The sequence below is a fragment of the Methanosphaera sp. genome (assembly GCF_016282985.1).
In the GTDB taxonomy this organism is placed as follows: Archaea; Methanobacteriota; Methanobacteria; order Methanobacteriales; family Methanobacteriaceae; genus Methanosphaera.
Genome location: NZ_JAEELZ010000043.1, coordinates 1 through 19,443 on the forward strand (window position 1 = coordinate 1; position 19,443 = coordinate 19,443).

Annotated in this window: 20 protein-coding genes, 3 tRNA genes and 1 rRNA gene; 7 read left to right on the forward strand and 17 right to left on the reverse strand. The window is 30.4% G+C overall.

Features of this window, described 5'->3' with window-relative positions; translation table 11 throughout:
* The 4 genes from QZZ11_RS02750 to QZZ11_RS02765 form a co-directional block, all read right to left on the reverse strand.
* Window positions 1-104 (reverse strand): 16S ribosomal RNA (locus QZZ11_RS02750); the annotation flags it as partial.
* A 439-nt stretch (window positions 105-543) separates the two neighbouring features.
* Window positions 544-627: transfer RNA gene (locus tag QZZ11_RS02755), tRNA-Leu, on the reverse strand.
* A gap of 25 nt (window positions 628-652) precedes the next feature.
* A tRNA-Thr gene (locus QZZ11_RS02760) sits at window positions 653-724 on the reverse strand.
* A 25-nt stretch (window positions 725-749) separates the two neighbouring features.
* Window positions 750-833 (reverse strand) — tRNA-Leu (locus QZZ11_RS02765).
* Between the two features lie 163 nt (window positions 834-996).
* Here QZZ11_RS02765 and QZZ11_RS02770 point away from each other — a divergent pair.
* Entirely contained in the window at window positions 997-1,719 is a 723-nt protein-coding gene (locus tag QZZ11_RS02770) for a hypothetical protein (protein ID WP_292473387.1), read from the forward strand.
* Window positions 1,720-1,768: 49 nt separating this feature from the next.
* Here QZZ11_RS02770 and QZZ11_RS02775 read toward each other — a convergent pair whose 3' ends face one another.
* Window positions 1,769-2,140 (reverse strand): YigZ family protein, encoded by a 372-nt coding sequence (locus QZZ11_RS02775; protein WP_292473389.1) that lies wholly within the window; start codon window positions 2,138-2,140, stop codon window positions 1,769-1,771.
* Between the two features lie 11 nt (window positions 2,141-2,151).
* Window positions 2,152-2,598, reverse strand: a complete 447-nt coding sequence (locus QZZ11_RS02780) for an ERF family protein (RefSeq protein WP_292473391.1) — start codon at window positions 2,596-2,598, stop codon at window positions 2,152-2,154.
* Window positions 2,599-2,746: 148 nt separating this feature from the next.
* Here QZZ11_RS02780 and QZZ11_RS02785 point away from each other — a divergent pair, with 148 nt between their 5' ends.
* On the forward strand, window positions 2,747-3,649 hold the full coding sequence (locus QZZ11_RS02785) for a PhoU domain-containing protein (protein WP_292473393.1): 903 nt from the start codon (window positions 2,747-2,749) through the stop codon (window positions 3,647-3,649).
* A gap of 70 nt (window positions 3,650-3,719) precedes the next feature.
* Here the strand turns inward: QZZ11_RS02785 and QZZ11_RS02790 are convergent, their stop codons facing one another.
* The 6 genes from QZZ11_RS02790 to QZZ11_RS02815 form a co-directional block, all read right to left on the reverse strand.
* Window positions 3,720-3,920, reverse strand: a complete 201-nt coding sequence (locus tag QZZ11_RS02790; protein WP_292473395.1) for a histone family protein — start codon at window positions 3,918-3,920, stop codon at window positions 3,720-3,722.
* Between the two features lie 375 nt (window positions 3,921-4,295).
* Window positions 4,296-5,138, reverse strand: coding sequence for a fumarate hydratase (locus QZZ11_RS02795; RefSeq protein ID WP_292473397.1), 843 nt, complete (start codon window positions 5,136-5,138; stop codon window positions 4,296-4,298).
* A 149-nt stretch (window positions 5,139-5,287) separates the two neighbouring features.
* Window positions 5,288-6,163 carry a pyruvate synthase subunit PorB gene (gene porB / locus QZZ11_RS02800; RefSeq protein ID WP_292473399.1) on the reverse strand — a complete coding sequence of 292 codons (876 nt, stop codon included), beginning with the start codon at window positions 6,161-6,163 and terminating at the stop codon, window positions 5,288-5,290.
* A 6-nt stretch (window positions 6,164-6,169) separates the two neighbouring features.
* Window positions 6,170-7,309, reverse strand: a complete 1,140-nt coding sequence (porA, locus tag QZZ11_RS02805; protein WP_292473401.1) for a pyruvate synthase subunit PorA — start codon at window positions 7,307-7,309, stop codon at window positions 6,170-6,172.
* A complete protein-coding gene (porD, locus tag QZZ11_RS02810) occupies window positions 7,309-7,551 on the reverse strand; it encodes a pyruvate synthase subunit PorD (protein ID WP_292473404.1) in 243 nt (80 codons plus the stop codon). The genes porA and porD overlap by 1 nt, the downstream gene beginning before the upstream one ends.
* Before the next feature lie 20 nt (window positions 7,552-7,571).
* Window positions 7,572-8,111, reverse strand: a complete 540-nt coding sequence (locus QZZ11_RS02815) for a pyruvate ferredoxin oxidoreductase subunit gamma (protein ID WP_292473406.1) — start codon at window positions 8,109-8,111, stop codon at window positions 7,572-7,574.
* Between the two features lie 413 nt (window positions 8,112-8,524).
* Here QZZ11_RS02815 and QZZ11_RS02820 point away from each other — a divergent pair, with 413 nt between their 5' ends.
* The 3 genes from QZZ11_RS02820 to QZZ11_RS02830 are packed head-to-tail and all read left to right on the forward strand — an operon-like array spanning window position 8,525 to window position 11,313.
* Window positions 8,525-10,117: a dihydropteroate synthase-like protein gene (locus QZZ11_RS02820; protein ID WP_292473408.1), complete on the forward strand. Its 1,593-nt coding sequence runs from the start codon at window positions 8,525-8,527 to the stop codon at window positions 10,115-10,117.
* A gap of 30 nt (window positions 10,118-10,147) precedes the next feature.
* The gene (locus QZZ11_RS02825; RefSeq protein WP_292473410.1) at window positions 10,148-11,104 is read left to right on the forward strand and encodes a TIGR00269 family protein; all 957 of its coding nucleotides are present in this window, start codon (window positions 10,148-10,150) and stop codon (window positions 11,102-11,104) included.
* Between the two features lie 8 nt (window positions 11,105-11,112).
* Window positions 11,113-11,313, forward strand: coding sequence for a MoaD/ThiS family protein (locus QZZ11_RS02830; RefSeq protein ID WP_292473412.1), 201 nt, complete (start codon window positions 11,113-11,115; stop codon window positions 11,311-11,313).
* A gap of 8 nt (window positions 11,314-11,321) precedes the next feature.
* Here QZZ11_RS02830 and mfnA read toward each other — a convergent pair whose 3' ends face one another.
* The 3 genes from mfnA to rplJ form a co-directional block, all read right to left on the reverse strand.
* Window positions 11,322-12,485 carry a tyrosine decarboxylase MfnA gene (mfnA, locus tag QZZ11_RS02835; RefSeq protein ID WP_292473426.1) on the reverse strand — a complete coding sequence of 388 codons (1,164 nt, stop codon included), beginning with the start codon at window positions 12,483-12,485 and terminating at the stop codon, window positions 11,322-11,324.
* A gap of 189 nt (window positions 12,486-12,674) precedes the next feature.
* A complete protein-coding gene (ppsA, locus tag QZZ11_RS02840; RefSeq protein ID WP_292473414.1) occupies window positions 12,675-14,981 on the reverse strand; it encodes a phosphoenolpyruvate synthase in 2,307 nt (768 codons plus the stop codon).
* Window positions 14,982-15,142: 161 nt separating this feature from the next.
* Window positions 15,143-15,628 (reverse strand): 50S ribosomal protein L16, encoded by a 486-nt coding sequence (rplJ, locus tag QZZ11_RS02845; protein WP_292473416.1) that lies wholly within the window; start codon window positions 15,626-15,628, stop codon window positions 15,143-15,145.
* A 266-nt stretch (window positions 15,629-15,894) separates the two neighbouring features.
* Between rplJ and QZZ11_RS02850 the strand changes: the two genes are divergently transcribed.
* Window positions 15,895-16,119 carry a KEOPS complex subunit Pcc1 gene (locus QZZ11_RS02850; protein WP_292473418.1) on the forward strand — a complete coding sequence of 75 codons (225 nt, stop codon included), beginning with the start codon at window positions 15,895-15,897 and terminating at the stop codon, window positions 16,117-16,119.
* A 29-nt stretch (window positions 16,120-16,148) separates the two neighbouring features.
* Here the strand turns inward: QZZ11_RS02850 and QZZ11_RS02855 are convergent, their stop codons facing one another.
* Window positions 16,149-16,910, reverse strand: a complete 762-nt coding sequence (locus QZZ11_RS02855; RefSeq protein WP_292473420.1) for a peptidylprolyl isomerase — start codon at window positions 16,908-16,910, stop codon at window positions 16,149-16,151.
* On the reverse strand, window positions 16,901-18,016 hold the full coding sequence (locus tag QZZ11_RS02860; RefSeq protein WP_292473422.1) for a nucleotidyltransferase family protein: 1,116 nt from the start codon (window positions 18,014-18,016) through the stop codon (window positions 16,901-16,903). The genes QZZ11_RS02855 and QZZ11_RS02860 overlap by 10 nt, the downstream gene beginning before the upstream one ends.
* A 103-nt stretch (window positions 18,017-18,119) precedes the next feature.
* On the opposite strand from QZZ11_RS02860, the gene QZZ11_RS02865 reads away from it, so the two are divergent.
* Window positions 18,120-19,409, forward strand: coding sequence for a dihydroorotase family protein (locus QZZ11_RS02865; RefSeq protein WP_292473424.1), 1,290 nt, complete (start codon window positions 18,120-18,122; stop codon window positions 19,407-19,409).
* Window positions 19,410-19,443: the final 34 nt, after the last annotated feature.

Below are 19,443 nucleotides of genomic sequence, written 5' to 3' on the forward strand. Positions count from 1 at the left end.
TATCCACGTGTTACTGAGCCGTATGCCATGAATATAAATTCATTCGACTTGCATGGCTTAATCGAATCCCAATAGCAGTAGCTTCCGCCAGGATCAAACGGATTTACACACAGTAAATCAATTCCCAAAGCGGAAAAAAAACACACTGTTCTTATAGAAGTATAAGTAAACAAAATAAAGGATTAATAAATAAGCTAGTTATTTATCGGCAGGTATATTTAAAAATATACTTTACCACATCATGTATTGTTATACATTCGCTTAACGTACATCAAACTAAAAATTTCTTGCAATATTGCAAATTTTTTTAGTTTTCATAATTCATAATCATTATTGCTACAATTGGAAATGCAACCATCATAACATTGAACATAAATTCAGTTGTTCAGGTCATCACCGTTATGTGTTGTAGCACATACTATTGACAACAAACCAATTCAATCAAATTAATTAGAAAATATTGCACAATAGGTTTAAAAAAAATTATAAGATAACTGATTTTTGAAAAATGTTTAAAAATAGTTAATCATAATTATTGAAAAGTGCAGGAGATGGGATTCGAACCCACGTAGGCCTACGCCAGAGGATCTTAAGTCCACCCCCTTTGGCCAGCTCGGGCACCCCTGCATATACAAAATAGTTATTGAAATTAAGCCTTAGGGGGGAATTGAACCCTCGACCTACGCCTTACCAAGGCGTCGCTCTACCCCTGAGCCACTAAGGCATTACAAAATTAGATTAAATTAAAGTGCAGGAGATGGGATTCGAACCCACGTAGGCCTACGCCAGAGGATCTTAAGTCCACCCCCTTTGGCCAGCTCGGGCACCCCTGCATATACAAAATTAATATAATTTAACTGCTCCCTAATAGAGAACAATATTATATTTTATTTAGGTTATATTTATACTTAATGGTTAATCAATATAAAAAAAATAACAACAACTATATTATATATTAGGAATATATTATTAAATTCAATTAAAGAAATAGGAGAAATGAAGAAATTGTCAAAAACTCAAGTTACTGATATACTATTACTGGGTTTCATATCAGGAGTAGTTGCAATACTAACTAGTTTTATGGGAATAAGCGGTACTATTATTGGAGCTGTGGTAACTTCAATTATTGCAGAAACATTGAAAACTTATTTCAAAGAACCAATAAAAGATAAAATAAATGAATATGAAAAAGAAAATCAGAATATCCCACGAACAACCAGATATCCTGATGAGTACAGAACGGACACATATTCAAGTATGCCGAGACCTAAGAGATATGAAAATAATTCATATAAATCTGATGATGATTCTTTCCTTACGGCAAAAATATTATTCATATTCCCTTTAGTCATAATCTTGATTATAGAATTAATTCATTTCCTTGGAGCAATTCACTTAATTCCTTATGATATATTTTATTCATTAGAAAGCATAACAAACTGGAAACTATTGAGAACCATTGGTTATGCTTTAATAATCATGGGAATATATCCGATACTTTCTAAAAAATTCAGCACTCATAATGGAATCATTTTAATTATAGTGGGACTAATCGAATTGATGTTTGGATATGCTGACGTAAGTAATAATGCTTTGATGCTAACTTCCATGATTAGCTCATTAAAAGAATTCATAAACATTGGAATTATTTTAGCTATATTATACACAATTCTTACTATTCATGAAGAAAGTAATGAAAAAAAAGTTCATAAGTTTTGAGGGGTGTGATTAATAAAGGTAAATTAAAACATTTACCTAACTATCTTTTTTATTGACTATTTATGTATGATTCAATAACACCTCTGCCCGTATTTCTAAAAGCTCTTGCAACTCCACCCTGTCCTAATTTTATACCTCCAAAAATACGTGAAATCATAATCATATATCCGTCTAATTTATATTCCTGCAATAATTCCAACAATACCCTTCCAGGAGATCCTACTTCACCATCATTACGGGAATCCTCTTGATTGTTAACCAGTGCTGCATAACAATGATGAGCTGCTTTTTTATACTTTTTGTTATGTATCTTTTGAATTTCTTCTATATCAGAATCCAAATTTTCAATTTTGTATAAGTGAGCAAAAAATTTTGATTTCCTGTCAACTAACTTTCCTGCAAAAACTTCTTCTACTGCCATATTTTCACCAATTATCTGACGGGATATTTAAGATTTTTTTTAGGTTTACTTTCAGCATCAACAACATCGTTTTCCGTAATGTCTAAAAATTGCATATACAAATATCTTCGTATATATGTCTGAATTTTACCTAAATTTTGTAATTGATTGTTTATATTTCCTTCATTAGGATATTCTTTTCCAGGCATACAGAACTCTGTTTCTTCCTTATTTTCCAAATCATATACTTTTAATGCGTAATGATTTTGTTCATAGGTAAAACGTGTAGCCAAATCTAATTCTAAACAAATTTCTATTGCTTCCGGGATTATGTCTTTTAATTCATAGTATGAAAAATTTTGAAACTTATTGTAACCTGATTTTGTTATACCTTTATCCTTAAATTTTTTTCTTGCTATCATGATTTTTCTGTAAAGGTTTACGGGCATTTCTTCTTTAATATAATTTTCTGTGAACATAGTCTAACCTGATAATTTTCTGATAATAAGTATTTGTCCTTAATAAAAGTTTAATTATGATAAGTATTAATATTTTTGAAAAGATTAAATATTAAACAAAATTATAATATAACATAACTTGACTAATAAATTTTTTAAGTGACAGAATATGCCAAAGAATATTAAAAATAATACACTCAAGGAAATTTTAGATATCATTTTATATGAGGCACCATCAACTCAGGATGAGATTGCCGATAAATTAAATATTAGTCGCAGATACGTAACAAAACTTTTAAAACCTTTGATAGATGAGGATGTAATTAAAAAAGCATATGTTGTAGATTTAAAAAAATTCAATGAAATATCTGAAATGTATGAAACAGAGTATTCCGTTCCCGAATATTCAGGAGAATTCTTTATTAAAGAGATGCTCAAGGATATGGGTGAACAGATCAGCAAACAATTTGCTTGGTCGTTTGAAGCATTGAAAAATAATGACATTGATTTAGCTGAAAAAGCCTTGAAAGAAGATTTGAATACAAATCATATGTATAATAAAATCAAGTCATCTACAGATGCTGTTATTGCTTTAGATCCTTATTTTGAATATAACAACACAATAATGTTTAATGAAATTGCTTATGATATGGAAAGAATAGGAGACCACATTTGCCATATTCCCAAATTTGTAATTGAAGAAAACAAGGAAGTAAAGGAACCGGTAATTGACATATTGGAAGAAATGTATGAAACTTCAAATACCATGTTTAGAAAGGCTGTTAAAAGTTTTCTTAAGAGAGATCCCAATATTAAGGAGAAAATGGAACGTTACGAAGATGAGTTAACTAATCTTCAGAAATTAGCTACTAAAAAAATTTCTAGTCAGATGGCAAAGGATGATATTAATAAAAATAATTCTACATTTTATTTAATTTTATTTAGAGTGGTAAAATCATTTGAACGTATTGGTGATATTTCTATTGAAATTACTGAAGCCACTACCCAATTTTATATTGAAAATCAGTCTAACTTAAATAGTAATCATTTTCAATATTTGAATAAAAAATAAGTATAATAAAAAAAGTTTAAAAAAATAATTATTTTAAAAAATTAAAAACAAAATGAAGATATTATTTGAATTATTTTGATGCTAATTCAATATCTTCAGCTTTAACTGTTTTACGACCTGCATGTTTTGCAAGTTTAGTTGCATCACGTGCTAAATCTTCCCCAATTTCTTCTAAAACATCTGCTAGTTTTATTGCAGCATCTTCACTAATTCTTGATGCTCCTGCATTTTTAAGTAATCTTTTAATGGGTGCGATTGGTAATTCTGACATATTTATCAGTACCTCCTTAATGTTTGTTAATTATATTGTTTTATACTTTATATATAGTTATGGTTATTTGATAAATATTCTATTACTTTTGAATTAAATTATTATGGATTAATAGATTCAAAAATGATTATATTATAAAAAATAGACTAATGTAAATATTTCAATATTATAATTATAAAATATTAATCCTTTTTTTATAAAAAAGAATAATGAATACTGTCGATGAAAATTCAAGATTTCAAAACAAATTATCAATCTTCAACAACATAAAGAATTATTAAAAATAATGTTAATTAAAATAAGTCTTATTATCCAAAGTATGATTTTAATTATTTAAAAAATAAATAATAAGGGAGGTTAGTTAAAAGAATACAATTACTCATCAGTCAATATACATGTTGCATGTCTAGCTGCCCAACATTGAACACATATACCTACTGGAAATCCGGCAGTATGAGTATCAGCCAGTTCAACATTTACTCCCAAAACAGTAGTATTTCCACCAAGCCCCATAGGACCTATACCAGTATCATTAGCAATTGACAACAGTTCATCTTCCAAATCAGCCAAACGTTGGTCTGGATTTTTTTCATCAATTGGTCTAAGAAGCGCTTTTTTAGCTAATTTCATAACCATATCCGATGAACCACCAATTCCAACACCAATAACTGTAGGAGGACAAGGTTTACCTCCTGCAGAAATAATCGTCTTTTTAAAGAATTTTTTAATTCCATCAATTCCTTCACCAGGCAAAAGCATAGCTAACTTATTATTATTTTCTGAACCGAAACCTTTAGGAAAAACAGTTAATTCCAATATAGGTTCATTTGTTAATTCCACATTTATCTGAGGAATACCTTTACCAATGTTGTTTCCAGTATTTTGTCTGGTTAATGGATCTACAACATTAGTTCTTAAAGGAACATTTTCAGTAGCTAATTTAACACCATCAATAATTCCCTGTTCTAAATTTTCAACTTCAACATTACCTAACTTTACAAAAATAATAGGCAAACCGGTATCCTGACACATTGGAACGTTATTTTCTTGTGCTAATTCAAGATTTTTTAAAATTGATTTAATATTCAAACGAGCAATTTCACTTTTTTCATTTTCATAAGCTTGATTTAATGCTTTTACAATATCTTCCGGCAATACGATAGCCGCTTGTTTATATATATTACAAACTGCTTCTGCAACTTGTTGTTGAGTAATCATAATATCAGTCCTTAAAAAAATTGTTCTAAAATAAGATATGTTAAAACTAAATATTAAATAATGAGTAAAAAAATGAGATAATAATTCTGTATAAAAAATAGTGAATAAAAAAAGTAAAGATGAAAAGAGGAATAATTACATGATTATAATTATTCGGATAATCCTAGTTGTTTACTTTGACCATCTACAAAGTTTTGGATTATTCCAATATGTTCTTCATCTAAGTGTCTGAATCTTTTTTGTACTTTTAAGTATTCTTCAACAGGTAATTTTTGACTAGGTTTAACTGTTACTTCTATTTTACCATTAACTGCTTCGTATAATACCCACATATGAGTATCTACTGCAAGTTTACCTAATTTAACTGTTTTTTCCGGAGAATAACCCCAACCTGTTGCACATGGTTGTAATACGTGTATGTATGCTGGACCAGGAATTTCGGATGCTTTTTTAACTTTTGCCATTAAATCCTGTGGATGAGAAATACATGCTGTTGCTACATAAGGTACGCCATGAGCTACCATAATTGCTGCCATGTTTTTCTTAAATTTATCTTCACCGAAACTTTCTTTTCCTGCAGGGGAAGTGGTTGTACTAGCTCCAAATGGAGTTGAACTACTTCTTTGGATACCTGTGTTCATGTATGCTTCGTTATCGTAACATATGTAGATTATGTTTTGTCCTCTTTCCATAGCTCCAGATAATGATTGCATACCGATATCGGTTGTACCACCGTCTCCACCAAATACTACAATATTTGTGTCTTCTATTCCTTGTGCTTTTAAAGCTCCTTCTACTCCACTAGCTACTGCAGATGCATTTTCAAATGCAACGTGTATCCATGGAATTTCCCATGCAGTTTCAGGATAAGGTGTGGTGATTACTTCAAGACATCCTGTTGCTGATACTGCAATAGTGTTTTCACCTAATGCTTTTAATGCTAATCTTGCAGCAATAGTTGCACCACATCCTGCACAAGCTCTGTGTCCTGGTGCTAAGTATTCTTTTTCGTCGACTCCTTTCATTTTAATCTACTCCCTTAATCCGATCCATTCTACATCATTAGTAGGATTTTCTGTTTTTGCAATAATTTCTTCAATATTGTCTGGTGTTATGTCACGTCCACCTAAACCTATTACGAAACCGTATGATTCATTATTTACTGAAGACCTTACATCTGAGAACAATGCTCCACCTACAGAGAATGAAATATCTTTATCCAGTACAGCTAATCTAGCATCTTTAACTGCTTCTTTAAGTGCTTCTTTTGGGAATGGTCTGTATGATCTTATTCTGATTAAACCTACTTTCTTACCTGCTTCTCTTTGTTCATCAATTACATCTTTAATTGTTCCACAGATAGAACCCATTGCAATTAAAATTATTTCAGCATCTTCGGATTTATATTCTTCAATTAATCCATAGTAACGACCAAATTTATCTCCGTATTCTTTACCTACTTCTTCAATTAATTCTTTTGATGCGTTAACTGCTTTTTCCAAATCGTATCTGATTTCAAGATAGTGTCCTGGGTCTGCTAATGTTCCTAAACTCATAGGATCATCTGTTCTTAAATATGCATTTACTGGTGTAAATGGTGGTAAGAATTCATTTGCTTCTTCCTGGCTGATTAATTCTACTGGGTCAACAGTGTGTGTTAAGATGAATCCATCTACACATACCATTACAGGAACACATATTTCAGGGTTTTCTGCAATTTTGTATGCTTGTAAAACTGTGTCAAATGCTTCTTGACCTGTTTCACAGAATAATTGTATCCATCCGGAATCTCTTTCAGATATTGAATCCTGTTGATCGTTCCAAATGTTGATTGGTGCTGATAAAGCACGGTTTGCATTTGCCATTACAATTGGTAATCTCATACCAGCTGCTGCAAATACCGGTTCGTGCATATATGCTAACCCTTGACTTGAGGTTGCTGTAAATACTCTTACTCCTGCACCAGATGCTCCTATTGCTGCACTCATTGCACTGTGTTCAGATTCTACTCTTATGTATTGGGAATCTAATTCACCATCTGCAACATAATCTGCTAATTTTTCAGATATTTTTGTTTGCGGTGTAATAGGATATACTGGAATAACACTTGGTCTTGCAAGTTTAACTGCTTCAGATATTGCTTCTGCTGATGATATAACTTTTACTACCATTATTCTCGCTCCATTGTAATTGCTTTTACCGGACATTCTTCTGCACAAATTCCACAACCTTTACAGTAGTCGTAGTCTGGATCATATTCTAATGAAATACATCCATCAGGACAGTATAAATAACAGAGTCCACATCCTATACATTTTTCTTTATCTGCAACTGGTTTAAATGTCCTCCAACTACCAGTTTTATTTCTCCTAGTACTTCCAGGATCTCTTACAGCGGCTCCTATTGATTTCATAATTTCACCATTCTCCTTAATTATTCTACATTTTGTTCATAGATGTATTCAGTAGCTTTTATGTTTGTTTCTGCCACTGGACCTTTGAAAGTTGATTTTATTGTAGTTAATAATGAATCAATAGATACTACTCCTGTTTTTGCTGATAAGTAACCTAACATAATTGTGTTTACTATGTTTCTTCCAATGTTATCTAATGCTATTTGAGTTGCATCTACAGTGTAAGTTTCAATATTCTGTTCTTCAAGAGAAGGAATTGTTTCTCTTGGAGTGTTTATTAAAACTGCTCCATCATCTTGTAAACCAGAAGTTAAATTAACTACGTTAGCTAATGTTTCATCTAATACTACCACATATTTTGGTTCGTAAATTTGATATCTTCTTCTGATTGGTTCTTCACTAATCCTAGTGAATGCTGTTACTGGTGCTCCTCTTCTTTCAACACCAAAAGATGGGAAAGCCTGAGTGTATTTATCCTCTTCAAATACTGCTTTTGCTAAAATCTCAGCAGCGGTTACAGCTCCTTGACCTCCCCTTCCATGAAATCTTATTTCAATCATTGAGAAATTCCTCCAAATCATCTCATAATAGTTTTTTTAGCGAATAAAAATAGTACATATTAAATTAAAGTTTTATTAACATTTAATTTTTCAAATATCCACACTATAATTAATCATGTTAAATCATTATGTTTTTTATTATATTTATAATTACGGTTACATTTAAAATATGTTTAATTTTTTTATAATTAAATAATCAATTTCAAATCAAAATATATTTTATTAAAAAATTAATAAAAAATTTTCAATAATTTCTAAACTAAATGAAAATATTAATAAAATCAATTAAGAATAGTGTATAATTTATAGAATTTCAAGAAAATAGGGTATGATAAATCGTTATAAATATTTTTAATTCCATCATAAAATTACATTAATTTTAAAGAAAATATAGTAAATTAGAACAAAAAGAGGTGATAAAAATTAAAATTTTAATTATTACAGGATTACAAGCAAAAGACCTGATTATCAAAAATTTAGCAAAATACGAAAAACATGACATATACTTAAAAGTATTGCCTATGCCAATAGCTGCATTCATTACACCGAAATTAATTATTTATCACCTTAAAGATAATCAAATAATAAACTCATTAAATACTGATAACACAACACCAGTAAACAATATAGATATAATTTTAACACCCGGATTAATGAGACAGGATGCTGATGAAATTCGCAAAGAACTTAATATAAATGCGTATAAAGGACCAAGCAATGCTGCTGATTTAAAAGTCACATTGGACATAATTGATGAAATAGAATTATCCACAACCACTCCTGCAGATATATTAATCAGAGATAAACAATATCAGGAAGCAATTAATATTATCAATAAATATCAAAGCCAGGAAAATACTGAAAAACTATTGGAAAAAGAGGGAAATTTTAAAATTCATAACTGTCCATTAGGTATTGATTTTCCTATGCGTGTATTGGGAGAAATTGCAAACGCACCCGAACTAAGTGATGAGGAATTACTTTCTAAAGTGGAGTATTATATCAACTCAGGTGCAGACATGGTAGATATTGGAATGCATGCAAATGAAAACAATCCCCAAAAAGCTTATCATATGATTAAACTGATTAAAGACAATTATGATATTGGATTAAGTATTGACACAATGCATCCTCTTGAAATCAGGGAAGGATTAAGGGCCGGTGCCGATTTAATTTTAAGTATCGACCATGGAAATTATAAAAATATTATAGATGATGTTAAAGAATATGATGCCAAAGCCGTAATTATCCCAACAAATTATGAAAAAAATTACATTCCAAAAACAGCACTTGAAAAAGTGGAATCTCTGGAAAAACTTACCAAAAAATGTAAAGACATTACAACAATAGCAGATCCGTTACTTGATCCGATTAATAGTCCATCGCTTACAGAATCAATATGTGCATGTAAACTGTTTAGAGAAAGAAATCCTACACAGGCATTATTTTTCGGAGTGGGAAACGTGTCCGAATTATTGGATGCCGACAGTAATGGAGTCCATGCAGTGTTAAGTGGTATTGCAATGGAAACGAATGCAAACATCCTATTTACACCAGAAAGCAGTTTAAAAACAAAACACAGCATTGAAGAACTTAAAACTGCATCCAACATGATGTTCATTTCCAAAATTAAAGAAACGATACCTAAAAATTTGGGCATAACCCTTGTAAACTATAAGGACCGGTTCAAAAAAGATGATATAAAAATCGATACAAGCAACATCCCACACATCAAAGCGGTGGCTGATGGAAAATTTGTTCCGGATATAAAAGGAAGCTTTAAAATAGTCGTTGAAGACAATCTTATTAAGGCAATCCTTTATAAGGATTATGAATTGAACTGTGTGATTGAAGGAACTACTGCCAGGGCAATATATGAAGAAATTTTAAGAAGAGATTTAATCAGTAGAATGGAACATTCTGCATATTTAGGGATGGAACTTGAAAAGGCAGAAATTGCTTTAAAACTGGATAAAAAATATATTCAAGATTTCCCAATATTTTAATATACGAAATTATTTGTAGGAGAAATAAATTTGACGAGTAATGTTTGTACTCAATGTGGATATGAACATGTGGTTATACACCGAAAACAAAACGGACAAAGATTATGTAGCACTTGTTTTAGAAAATCCATTGAACAAAAAGTACTGAAAACTATAAAAAAACAAAAATTAATCACTAAAGGAGATAAGGTTTTAGTTGGCTTATCTGGTGGTAAAGACAGTGTGGCTTTATTAAAAATCCTGAATATTCTTAAAGAAAAAAATATTATAGAACTGGAAGCCGTCACTATTGATGAAGGAATATCAGGTTATCGGGAAGAAGGTGTTCGAATAGCAAAAGATGTGGCAAAAGAACTGAACATCAAACATCATATCATATCATTTGAAGACAAATATTCTTTCACAATAGATAAAATTATGGAAGTAGAATCACAGGAGGAACATCCACAACATGCATGCACCTATTGTGGAGTATTCAGAAGACAAATATTTAATCAGACAGCACGTGAAATAAACGCTACAAAACTTGCTACAGGACATAATCTTGATGACGAAGCACAAAGTATCTTAATGAACTATTTGGAAGGAAATATTAACAACATGGTTCGGATTGGATACAAGACGGAATCCCGAGATGAAAGATTTACACAAAAGATTAAACCTCTAAGGGAGATTCCTGAAAAAGAAATTGGATTATATGTTTTGGAAAGTGGTTTCGAGGTTCATTTTGATGGATGTCCATATGCCCATGAATCGTTTAGAATGGAAATTGGTGATTTTTTACGAGAAGAAACTTTGAAACATCCTACAATAATGTACTCAACATTAAACGGTTTTGAAAAAATAAAACCGGCCATTAAAAAAGATTATATGGAAAATCATACCGGAAAACCCAACAAGACATGCATCAAATGTGGTGAACCATCATCACAGGATATTTGCAAATCATGTAAATTCCTAGAAAAAATTCATGAAAAACTGGCATAGGTGAAATTATGAGTATAAAATTAATAAACAAAGACGATGTTAAAGAAATAGATTTTGAAGAAAATATTACTATTGAAGAATTATTAAAAAAAGAAGAAATTCCTATTGAAACCGTTGTAATAAAACAAAACGGTGAAACAGTTACAGAAGACGAAATTATAAATGATAATGATGAAATAGAAGTTATTAAAGTAATATATGGAGGATAATCAACCCATTATTCTTTTAATAATTCTTTTAAATCTTTTAAGAACATATCAATATGTTCCTTTTTTACATGTGGCATTAAAACCAATCTTACTACATGAGGACGTTGTGCTACAGAAACTCTCCACCCACATTCATATAATTCTTGTTTTAAAACATCCACACTTTTTATATCCGTATTGAATGAAATTAAGTTTAATTCCGGTTTACATATTAAATTAATATGGTCCATATCCTTTAATTTGTCATAAGTGTATTGTGTTAACGTAATAGCATCTTTGACTATTTTTTGATATCCTTCTCTACCATAATATTTCAATAAAGTCCATGTAGCTGCAGTTGCCGCCCCTGAACGAGTTCCGACAATAGTAGTTTGTTTATTTCTTGTTAAATATGGAGTTTTAACGGCTAATTTATCAAGATGTTCCGAATGTCTAAACAGTATACCTCCTGCAGGAACTGGTGCAAGCCCCATTTTATGAGGATCTATCGTCATAGAAGATACACCTTTACATTTGAAGTCAAAGTTTAAATTAAGATTATTCTTATTTTCTAAGAATGGTATTATAAAACCACCGAATGCGGCATCAATATGTAGGTAAATATTATTTGAATAGGCTATTTCTGAAATTTTTTCTATGTCATCAATTAATCCCAATTCAGTAGTACCTGCTATAGCAACAATAGCCATCGTATTTTCGGTAATTAAATCCTCTATTTTTGATACGTCCATTTTATAATTCTCATCCAGTGGAACATACCTCGGTTTTAAAGATAACATTGAAATAATCTTTTTAAATGAAAAATGTGCAGATACGGGTAAAATTATCTCAGGAATACCTTCATGTTTTTCCTGAAACAAATATTTGGCAACGGTCATCGCCATAATATTGGCTTCAGTTCCTCCAGTAACAAGATGTCCGGATGGATTTTCTAAATGTAATAACTGTCCCAACATTTCGATTACTTCTGATTCCATTAATGCAGTTCCTGGAAACAAACCAGGATCTCCCAAATTTGTTTCAATAAACATTTTGTATGCTTCCATAGCAATCGGATCAGGTTTAGTACACATCGAACTTAGGATTCTACCTGATTCATAGGACATGTCCATATCTTGAAATTTTTTTAAATTTTCAAAAATATCTTCTTTAGTCATTCTATTATCTAACATCATATTACCTATTCGAAAATAATTATCAATAATTAAAATTACTTCTAAAAAATAAAATAAAAATAATTTTCTTAAAAAGATTATTTGATTAAAAATATTAATGAAATAATCGTTGTTAAAATATATGTAAAACAAAGTTAAAATATTTTTAAAAAGTTATAAAAAATAAGGGGGTGAAGAGTGTTGAATCTATTCATCATTTAAAACTTTTCTAGCTGCATCAAGCATGATTTTTTTCTCAACTTTTGCAACTAACTTTCTGATAGTAGGAACTGCATCAGTATTTGCAGAGATACTGCTAATTCCTGATTCTACTAATTTTTCTACTATTTCCGGTTTACTACCTGCTTGACCACAGATACTTGTAGTTACTCCAGCTTCGTTACATTTTTTAATTACGTTCATAATTAATTTCATTACAGCCGGATGTGCTTCAGTATAATGTTTAGCAACTAATTCATTATTTCTATCCAAAGCTAAGGTATATTGAGTTAAATCATTTGTTCCGAAACTTACAAAGTCAAGTCCTTCAGCTAAGAAATCTTCAATAATAATTGCGGAAGCAGGAGTTTCTACCATCATACCAAAGTCAACATCTACATGTGGAATTAAACCTACTGATCTTGCAATTTCTTTTGCTTCACGAAGTTCTGATGGTTTGTGTAACAATGGTAACATTACACCAATGTTAGTATAACCTTGTTCGTGTAATTTTTTAATTGCTTTAAATTCAGCTTTTAAAATGTCAGGCTGATCGAGTTCTCTTTTTATTCCTCTCCAACCAAGCATTGGGTTTGCTTCATCAGGTTCGTTTTCTCCACCTTCGAGTGTTTTAAATTCATCAGTAGGAGCGTCTAATGTTCTGTACCAAACTGTTTTTGGATAGAACACATCTACCACTTTAAGTATGTTATCAACTAATACTTGAACTAGTTCGTCTTCTCTTCCTTCATCAATGAATTTGTAAGGAACTATACCTGTTGCTAACATCATGTGTTCGGTTCTAAGTAAACCTACACCATCTGCACCGGTAGCATATGCTTTTTTAGCTGCTTCAGCCATACTTACATTTACTTTTACATCAGTAACTGTTACTATAGGAGCTGCTCCAACATTTATTTGAGTTTCATCAGCTTCAACATCATCTTTGTCTCCACCGAATTCACCTTCATATACTAATCCTTTTTTACCATCAATTGTAATTTTGGAATTTTCTTCAAGTACTGTTGTTGCTTCACCGGTTCCTGCTACACAAGGAATTCCTAATTCTCTTGAAATAATAGCAGCGTGACAGGTTACTCCACCTTCATCGGTTACTATACCGTTAGCCCTTTTCATTGCAGGTACCATATCAGGAGTTGTCATTGTAGTAACAAGAATATCTCCATCTAAGATTTTATCAAGTTCATCCAATTCTCTGATAATTTTTACAGTTCCGGATACTAAACCTGGACTTGCACCTAAACCTCTTGTAATAATTACTCTTTCTTCATCGTCGTCTAAAGATTCTGCATTTTTAGCTACATCGATGTTGTCAAGAGTTGTGATAGGTCTTGCTTGAAGCATGTATACTTTATCATTTTCGATACCCCATTCAGTATCCATAGGAGCACCGTAATGTTTTTGTATTTTTCTACCAAGTTGAGTTAGTTGTTCTAAATCAGAATCGGTGAGAACTCTTTTATCTTTTAAATCATCAGGAACTTCTATTTGTACTGTTGCACCAGTTTCAGGATCTTTTGTGAACATTGTTTTCTTGGTGTTTATTCTGTAAGATTTTACTTCATCGTTAGCTTTATCGTAACGACATGTATCCGGAGTTACTGTACCAGATACTACACCTTCTCCTAATCCCCATGCTCCTTCAATAAGCATTTCTTCTTCACCTGTTGAAGGATCTACAGTAAACATTACTCCTGCTTTTTCAGAGTTTACCATTTGTTGTACAACTACTGCAATCAATACTTTTGAATGATCGAAATCATTTTCAGCACGGTAGAATATTGCTCTTGCTTCAAATAAAGAAGCCCAACACATTCTTACATTAGTTAATACATCATCTATACCACTAATGTTTAAATATGTGTCTTGTTGACCTGCAAATGAAGCATCAGGTAAATCTTCTGCTGTAGCTGATGATCTGATAGCAACAACAACATCCTCTTTTTCAACATCCATGCATAATTTATTGTATGATTCAATAATTGCTGTTTGAATATCATCAGGAATATCTGTTGTAACAATTAATTGTTTTATATCTTCAGCAACTTTTTGTAATTCTGGTGTGTTGTTTATGTCTAATGTTGCTAACATATCGTTGATTTGATCAACAATACCAGTTTCTGTAATAAATTTTTGGTATGTTCCTGCGGTAATTACAAATCCCGGTGGTACAGGAATTCCTGCATTTGTAAGTTCACCAAGGTTTGCACCTTTACCACCAGCTATAGGTATATCATCCTTAGAAAGTTGTTTAAAAAATTCAACATAGTTCATTTATAACACTCTTCTTTATTTTTTATTCCATTATATGATTTTATTTATATAACTTTTAAAGGATTAGAACCAATTAAAGGAAATTGATTGAAATGTGGTTATATAAATTCCACTATTTATTCTATTATTAAATCCTTCGATATCTTAGTTATAGTATCAAATTAGAATTGAACAAGGTCGTTACCTTTATCAACAACTAATTTACAGGATACTGGTAATTTCATTGCTGCTCTGTTTAATGCTACTTTTGCACTTTCAAAGTCTTTTACATTAACATAAGCTGTAATTACTCTTTGGTTTTTACGTACTAAAGCTTCAGAACTAACTGCTTTACCAAATGCTCCTCTCATACCACTTTGTACCCTATCTGCACCTGCTCCGGTTGCCATAGGATTTTCTCTTACGATGTGATGTGGGTATACTCTGATTTTTAATCTGTAACCTAATTTACCACATTGTCTTTGTAAATATCTGTTTGAAGCAATCCTTGCTGCTTCTAATGAATTGTGAGTTAAATGTGTGTGATCTTTAACTGCTAATGATATTTCTAATGGGAAATCTTCTGATAAATTACCCATATCATATTGTACAATTTTTGATGCTGGTATTTTTCTAATATAATCTTTTCTTGTGTATGGTCTTACCATTATTATTCTCCTCCGTAAATTATAGTTTTTTTATCTTTTAAAAAACTTATTAATAATACAATAAATAGTATTTCAATTTTAAAATCAATTCACGTGTTAAACATGCAATCGAATATATTAATTTATGATTTGTTAACGATATTATATATAAATTCTGTTAATAAAAATAAAATTTTTTATCATAATTTTATTATTTATCAAATTAATAATCTTTAATTACATTATCAAATAAAATTCTATTATAGAAAATATATTTGGGTCTAAGAATGAAAATTAAAACAAAAATAACTTTTAACTATCTAAATAATAAATATGCAAAAATAGCTTATCAATCATTATATCCTGATAATGAAGGTTTTATTGAATCATATGTTGAAAATGAAAAATTAATCTGCATTATAGAAAATGAAAATATTTCTACAGTATTGAATACTATTGATGATTTAATTCAATGCGAAAAAATGATTGAAATGACATCTGAAATTATATAAAAAAAATATAGGGAAAAACCCTATTGTACTTATTCATCTTCTTCATTTAAAACTTCAGGAATTTCTTCTTCTGTTTCTTCTTCTGGAGTGTTGTCTTCAAATTCATCGATGAATTGTACTTTTTCAATTCCTTCTATGTTTTCATAAGCTTCTCTTGCAACTCTGAATTTTGATAAAGTTACTTCTTGTGCAGATCTTTGGTCAAATCCTGCAATTAATCCTAAATTAATTTTTGCAACTTCATCTTCGAAATCAATTTTAACATCATCTAAGTTTAAGTTAGGATTTCCATAGTATACTTCAATTAAACCTTTAATTTTTTCTTCGTTATCGTCAATAGTTTCAACAATTTCTAAATCATAAACTATATCTTTTCCTGCTAATTCGTGGTTAAAGTCTACTCTTACTCTTCCACCATCTACAGTTCTTACAATTCCAGGATTTCCTTCTAAAGTTAAAGGCATACCTACAAATGGTTTAATGTTTTGTTTTTTAAATTCTTTCATTGGAATTAATTGTATTTTTGAAGGATCTCTTTTACCAAAAGCATCTTCACATGGGATTTCTACAGATTTTTTGTCCCCAACATCTAATTTTTGGATTTCTTCGTGTAATTTAGGAATTAATTGACTTGATCCAACTGCTAAAATCATTGGGTGGTAATCTTTTTCTGGGTTTTTAATACCTGCTTCTTCTGCTACATCTTCGTAGGTAGTATCGAATACATCCCCAGTTTCTTTAACTTTTCCTGTATAGTTTAATCTTATGAAAGCTTTATCATCTATTGCCATATTTTTCCATGATCTCCTTTTAAATTATTTTCTAAATTATGTTCAAATTTTTTAAGAACGTCTTTATTTTTATATCCTAATATTCTGATTTTTTGTGGATAATTATTTATATATTTATGTACTTCATCCTTAAAAATACCTACTTCTAATACACTCAAAATTCTTTGTTTTCTATGAGTGCTGAAACCTTGTGTAATGTTTTCCAATAAATCATCTACATTATCAAAAGGCCGATTAGATAAAATATTCTCCACAGTATCGGAATCTATTAAATTTAAATTCATTAATTCTTCTTTTGAAAATGAATTAACATTATTTAGTAAAGAAGAGTAAGCACGTGTTTCATGTAATGGTGCATGGTTTAAGGACATCTCCTCTTTTAATAAATCAATAGTTTCTTGAGGTAACATATCATCCAATTGATCTACTTGCCCATTTGAAACTAATTCTCGAATTTTTGTACCGCTTACATTTTCCAGACGTGGAACAAAAATAAATTTATTCTTAAAATTAAAATTAATTTTAGTCAATGATTTGGCTAATGAAACAATAACATAATCATCATTGTTTAATTTACCTTCAAGAAGCACCTTATTATCTTCCATAGAAATAATTTTATATGGTTTTGGTGCTACCCCTTTACCATTATTTATGTAGTCAAGTATTATTTTAAATTTAGGGTCATCAGTAATATATCCTCTAGGTATATAATCAGCATTTAAAGTTTTAAACATTAAAGATAAACATAAAGAATATTGTCCTGAACCCATTATCCCCATAGGGGGTCCTTCAACAGCAATATCAGCACCAAGTTTAATTGCCAATTCAGCCCTTTTATGTCTGGTCATTATATAAGGCAAACCTCTACCATTACGTTCAAACAAACCGGGAATGACAGCAACAAATAAAGCTTCAGGATGCATACGTTTAGCTTCTTGCATACAAAATAAATGTCCATTATGTAAAGGAGAATATTCCGTAAAATCTGCTATAACAGGCGTTTGGTTAGTGGTGTTAATGATTTTCAAAGAATTCAATTCATTATCTTCACGAAACTGTTTTTTGTCTTCTTTAATTATAGACTCAACAAAAGTATCCATTTGCATAAAAATCAACTTAAAAATTTTTAAAAGATATATAAAAATTTGTTACATATATTATTAATAAGTAAAGATTTCTACAACCAATAGAAATAAAAGGGTGAAAAAAATGGGTGATTTAATATTAAAAAATTGTAAAACTATTGAAAATGAAATAGTGAACATCATCATAGAAGAAGGTAAAATTAAAGAGATGAAAAAAGAATTATTATCTTCAGATAAAACTACAGACAATATTATAGATCTTAAAGAAAAAACAGTAATCCCAGGGTTAATAGATCCCCACGTACACCTAAGAGATCCTGGTTTAACACATAAAGAAGATTGGAAAAGTGGAAGTGAAGCTGCAGCTCATGGAGGGTATACAACAATTATAGATATGCCCAACACTGTTCCAACAACAAATACTCTTGAAGCATTTAAAGAAAAAAAGGAAATTGCAAATAAAAAATCATGCGTAGATTTTGCATTACATGCCGGAGTTAAAACAAAAAAGGATGTTAAAGAAATACTGGAAGAAAAACCTGCAGCATATAAAATATTCATGGACCTTCATGAAATTGATGAATTATATCAGATGTTCGAATACGTGTCAAAAACAGATAAACCTTTATGTTTACATTGCGAAGATAAAAACATAGTGGATTATAACATCAAAACATTGAGCAGTAACCCAGATAATGATTCTAAGACAATTACATACAGTTATGCCAGAAGTGCATTAGCAGAATTGATAGCAGTTAATCGTGCAATAGAATTTGCAAAAAAATTAGATTTACAAATACATCTATGTCACATCAGTACCAGACAAACATTAGAATTAATTCATGAAGCAAGAACCAGTGCCAACATAACTATTGAAGCAACACCACACCACATATTCTTAGATAATACAACATATGAAAATTATGGAATTAAAGCTAAAACCAACCCACCGTTACGTGATAAAAATTACAACATCACATTGGATTTACTTAATGAATTTGATTCCATTGGAACAGATCATGCACCACACACTTTAGAAGAAAAACAAAAAAATACATGGACAAGTGCAGCAGGAATTCCAGGTTTAGAAGCAACATTGCCTTTACTTCTAACAGAAGTAAATAAAAATAAAATTACTTTAAAAGAAGTTGTCAGATTAACCAGCCATAATCCATCAAAAATATTTAAAATACCTAACAAAGGTTTTCTTAAAGAAGGATATGATGCAGACATCACTGTTTTAGACATGAAAAAAGAAGGCAAAATTAATGTAGATAACTGGTTTACTCAAGCAAAATACACTCCTTTTGAAAATAGAGAATATATTGGTTGTAATGTAATGACTATTAACAGAGGAAATATTGTCTCTGAAGAAAATGAAGTATATAAAAATGAAGGTAAATACGTTTACTAACTAATCTCCTCACTTTTTTTTAAAATTGAAATCA

Excerpts from the sequence above, each read along its gene's own strand:
- porA (WP_292473401.1), bottom strand. The coding sequence starts at position 7,309 with ATGGTAGTAAAAGTTATATCATCAGCAGAAGCAATATCTGAAGCAGTT.
- QZZ11_RS02815 (WP_292473406.1), bottom strand. The coding sequence starts at position 8,111 with ATGATTGAAATAAGATTTCATGGAAGGGGAGGTCAAGGAGCTGTAACC.
- porD (WP_292473404.1), bottom strand. The coding sequence starts at position 7,551 with ATGAAATCAATAGGAGCCGCTGTAAGAGATCCTGGAAGTACTAGGAGA.
- QZZ11_RS02830 (WP_292473412.1), top strand. The coding sequence starts at position 11,113 with ATGAGTATAAAATTAATAAACAAAGACGATGTTAAAGAAATAGATTTT.
- QZZ11_RS02795 (WP_292473397.1), bottom strand. The coding sequence starts at position 5,138 with ATGATTACTCAACAACAAGTTGCAGAAGCAGTTTGTAATATATATAAA.
- mfnA (WP_292473426.1), bottom strand. The coding sequence starts at position 12,485 with ATGTTAGATAATAGAATGACTAAAGAAGATATTTTTGAAAATTTAAAA.
- ppsA (WP_292473414.1), bottom strand. The coding sequence starts at position 14,981 with ATGAACTATGTTGAATTTTTTAAACAACTTTCTAAGGATGATATACCT.
- porB (WP_292473399.1), bottom strand. The coding sequence starts at position 6,163 with ATGAAAGGAGTCGACGAAAAAGAATACTTAGCACCAGGACACAGAGCT.
- QZZ11_RS02865 (WP_292473424.1), top strand. The coding sequence starts at position 18,120 with ATGGGTGATTTAATATTAAAAAATTGTAAAACTATTGAAAATGAAATA.
- QZZ11_RS02850 (WP_292473418.1), top strand. The coding sequence starts at position 15,895 with ATGAAAATTAAAACAAAAATAACTTTTAACTATCTAAATAATAAATAT.
- rplJ (WP_292473416.1), bottom strand. The coding sequence starts at position 15,628 with ATGGTAAGACCATACACAAGAAAAGATTATATTAGAAAAATACCAGCA.
- QZZ11_RS02855 (WP_292473420.1), bottom strand. The coding sequence starts at position 16,910 with ATGGCAATAGATGATAAAGCTTTCATAAGATTAAACTATACAGGAAAA.
- QZZ11_RS02860 (WP_292473422.1), bottom strand. The coding sequence starts at position 18,016 with ATGCAAATGGATACTTTTGTTGAGTCTATAATTAAAGAAGACAAAAAA.
- QZZ11_RS02780 (WP_292473391.1), bottom strand. The coding sequence starts at position 2,598 with ATGTTCACAGAAAATTATATTAAAGAAGAAATGCCCGTAAACCTTTAC.
- QZZ11_RS02770 (WP_292473387.1), top strand. The coding sequence starts at position 997 with ATGAAGAAATTGTCAAAAACTCAAGTTACTGATATACTATTACTGGGT.
- QZZ11_RS02790 (WP_292473395.1), bottom strand. The coding sequence starts at position 3,920 with ATGTCAGAATTACCAATCGCACCCATTAAAAGATTACTTAAAAATGCA.
- QZZ11_RS02775 (WP_292473389.1), bottom strand. The coding sequence starts at position 2,140 with ATGGCAGTAGAAGAAGTTTTTGCAGGAAAGTTAGTTGACAGGAAATCA.
- QZZ11_RS02785 (WP_292473393.1), top strand. The coding sequence starts at position 2,747 with ATGCCAAAGAATATTAAAAATAATACACTCAAGGAAATTTTAGATATC.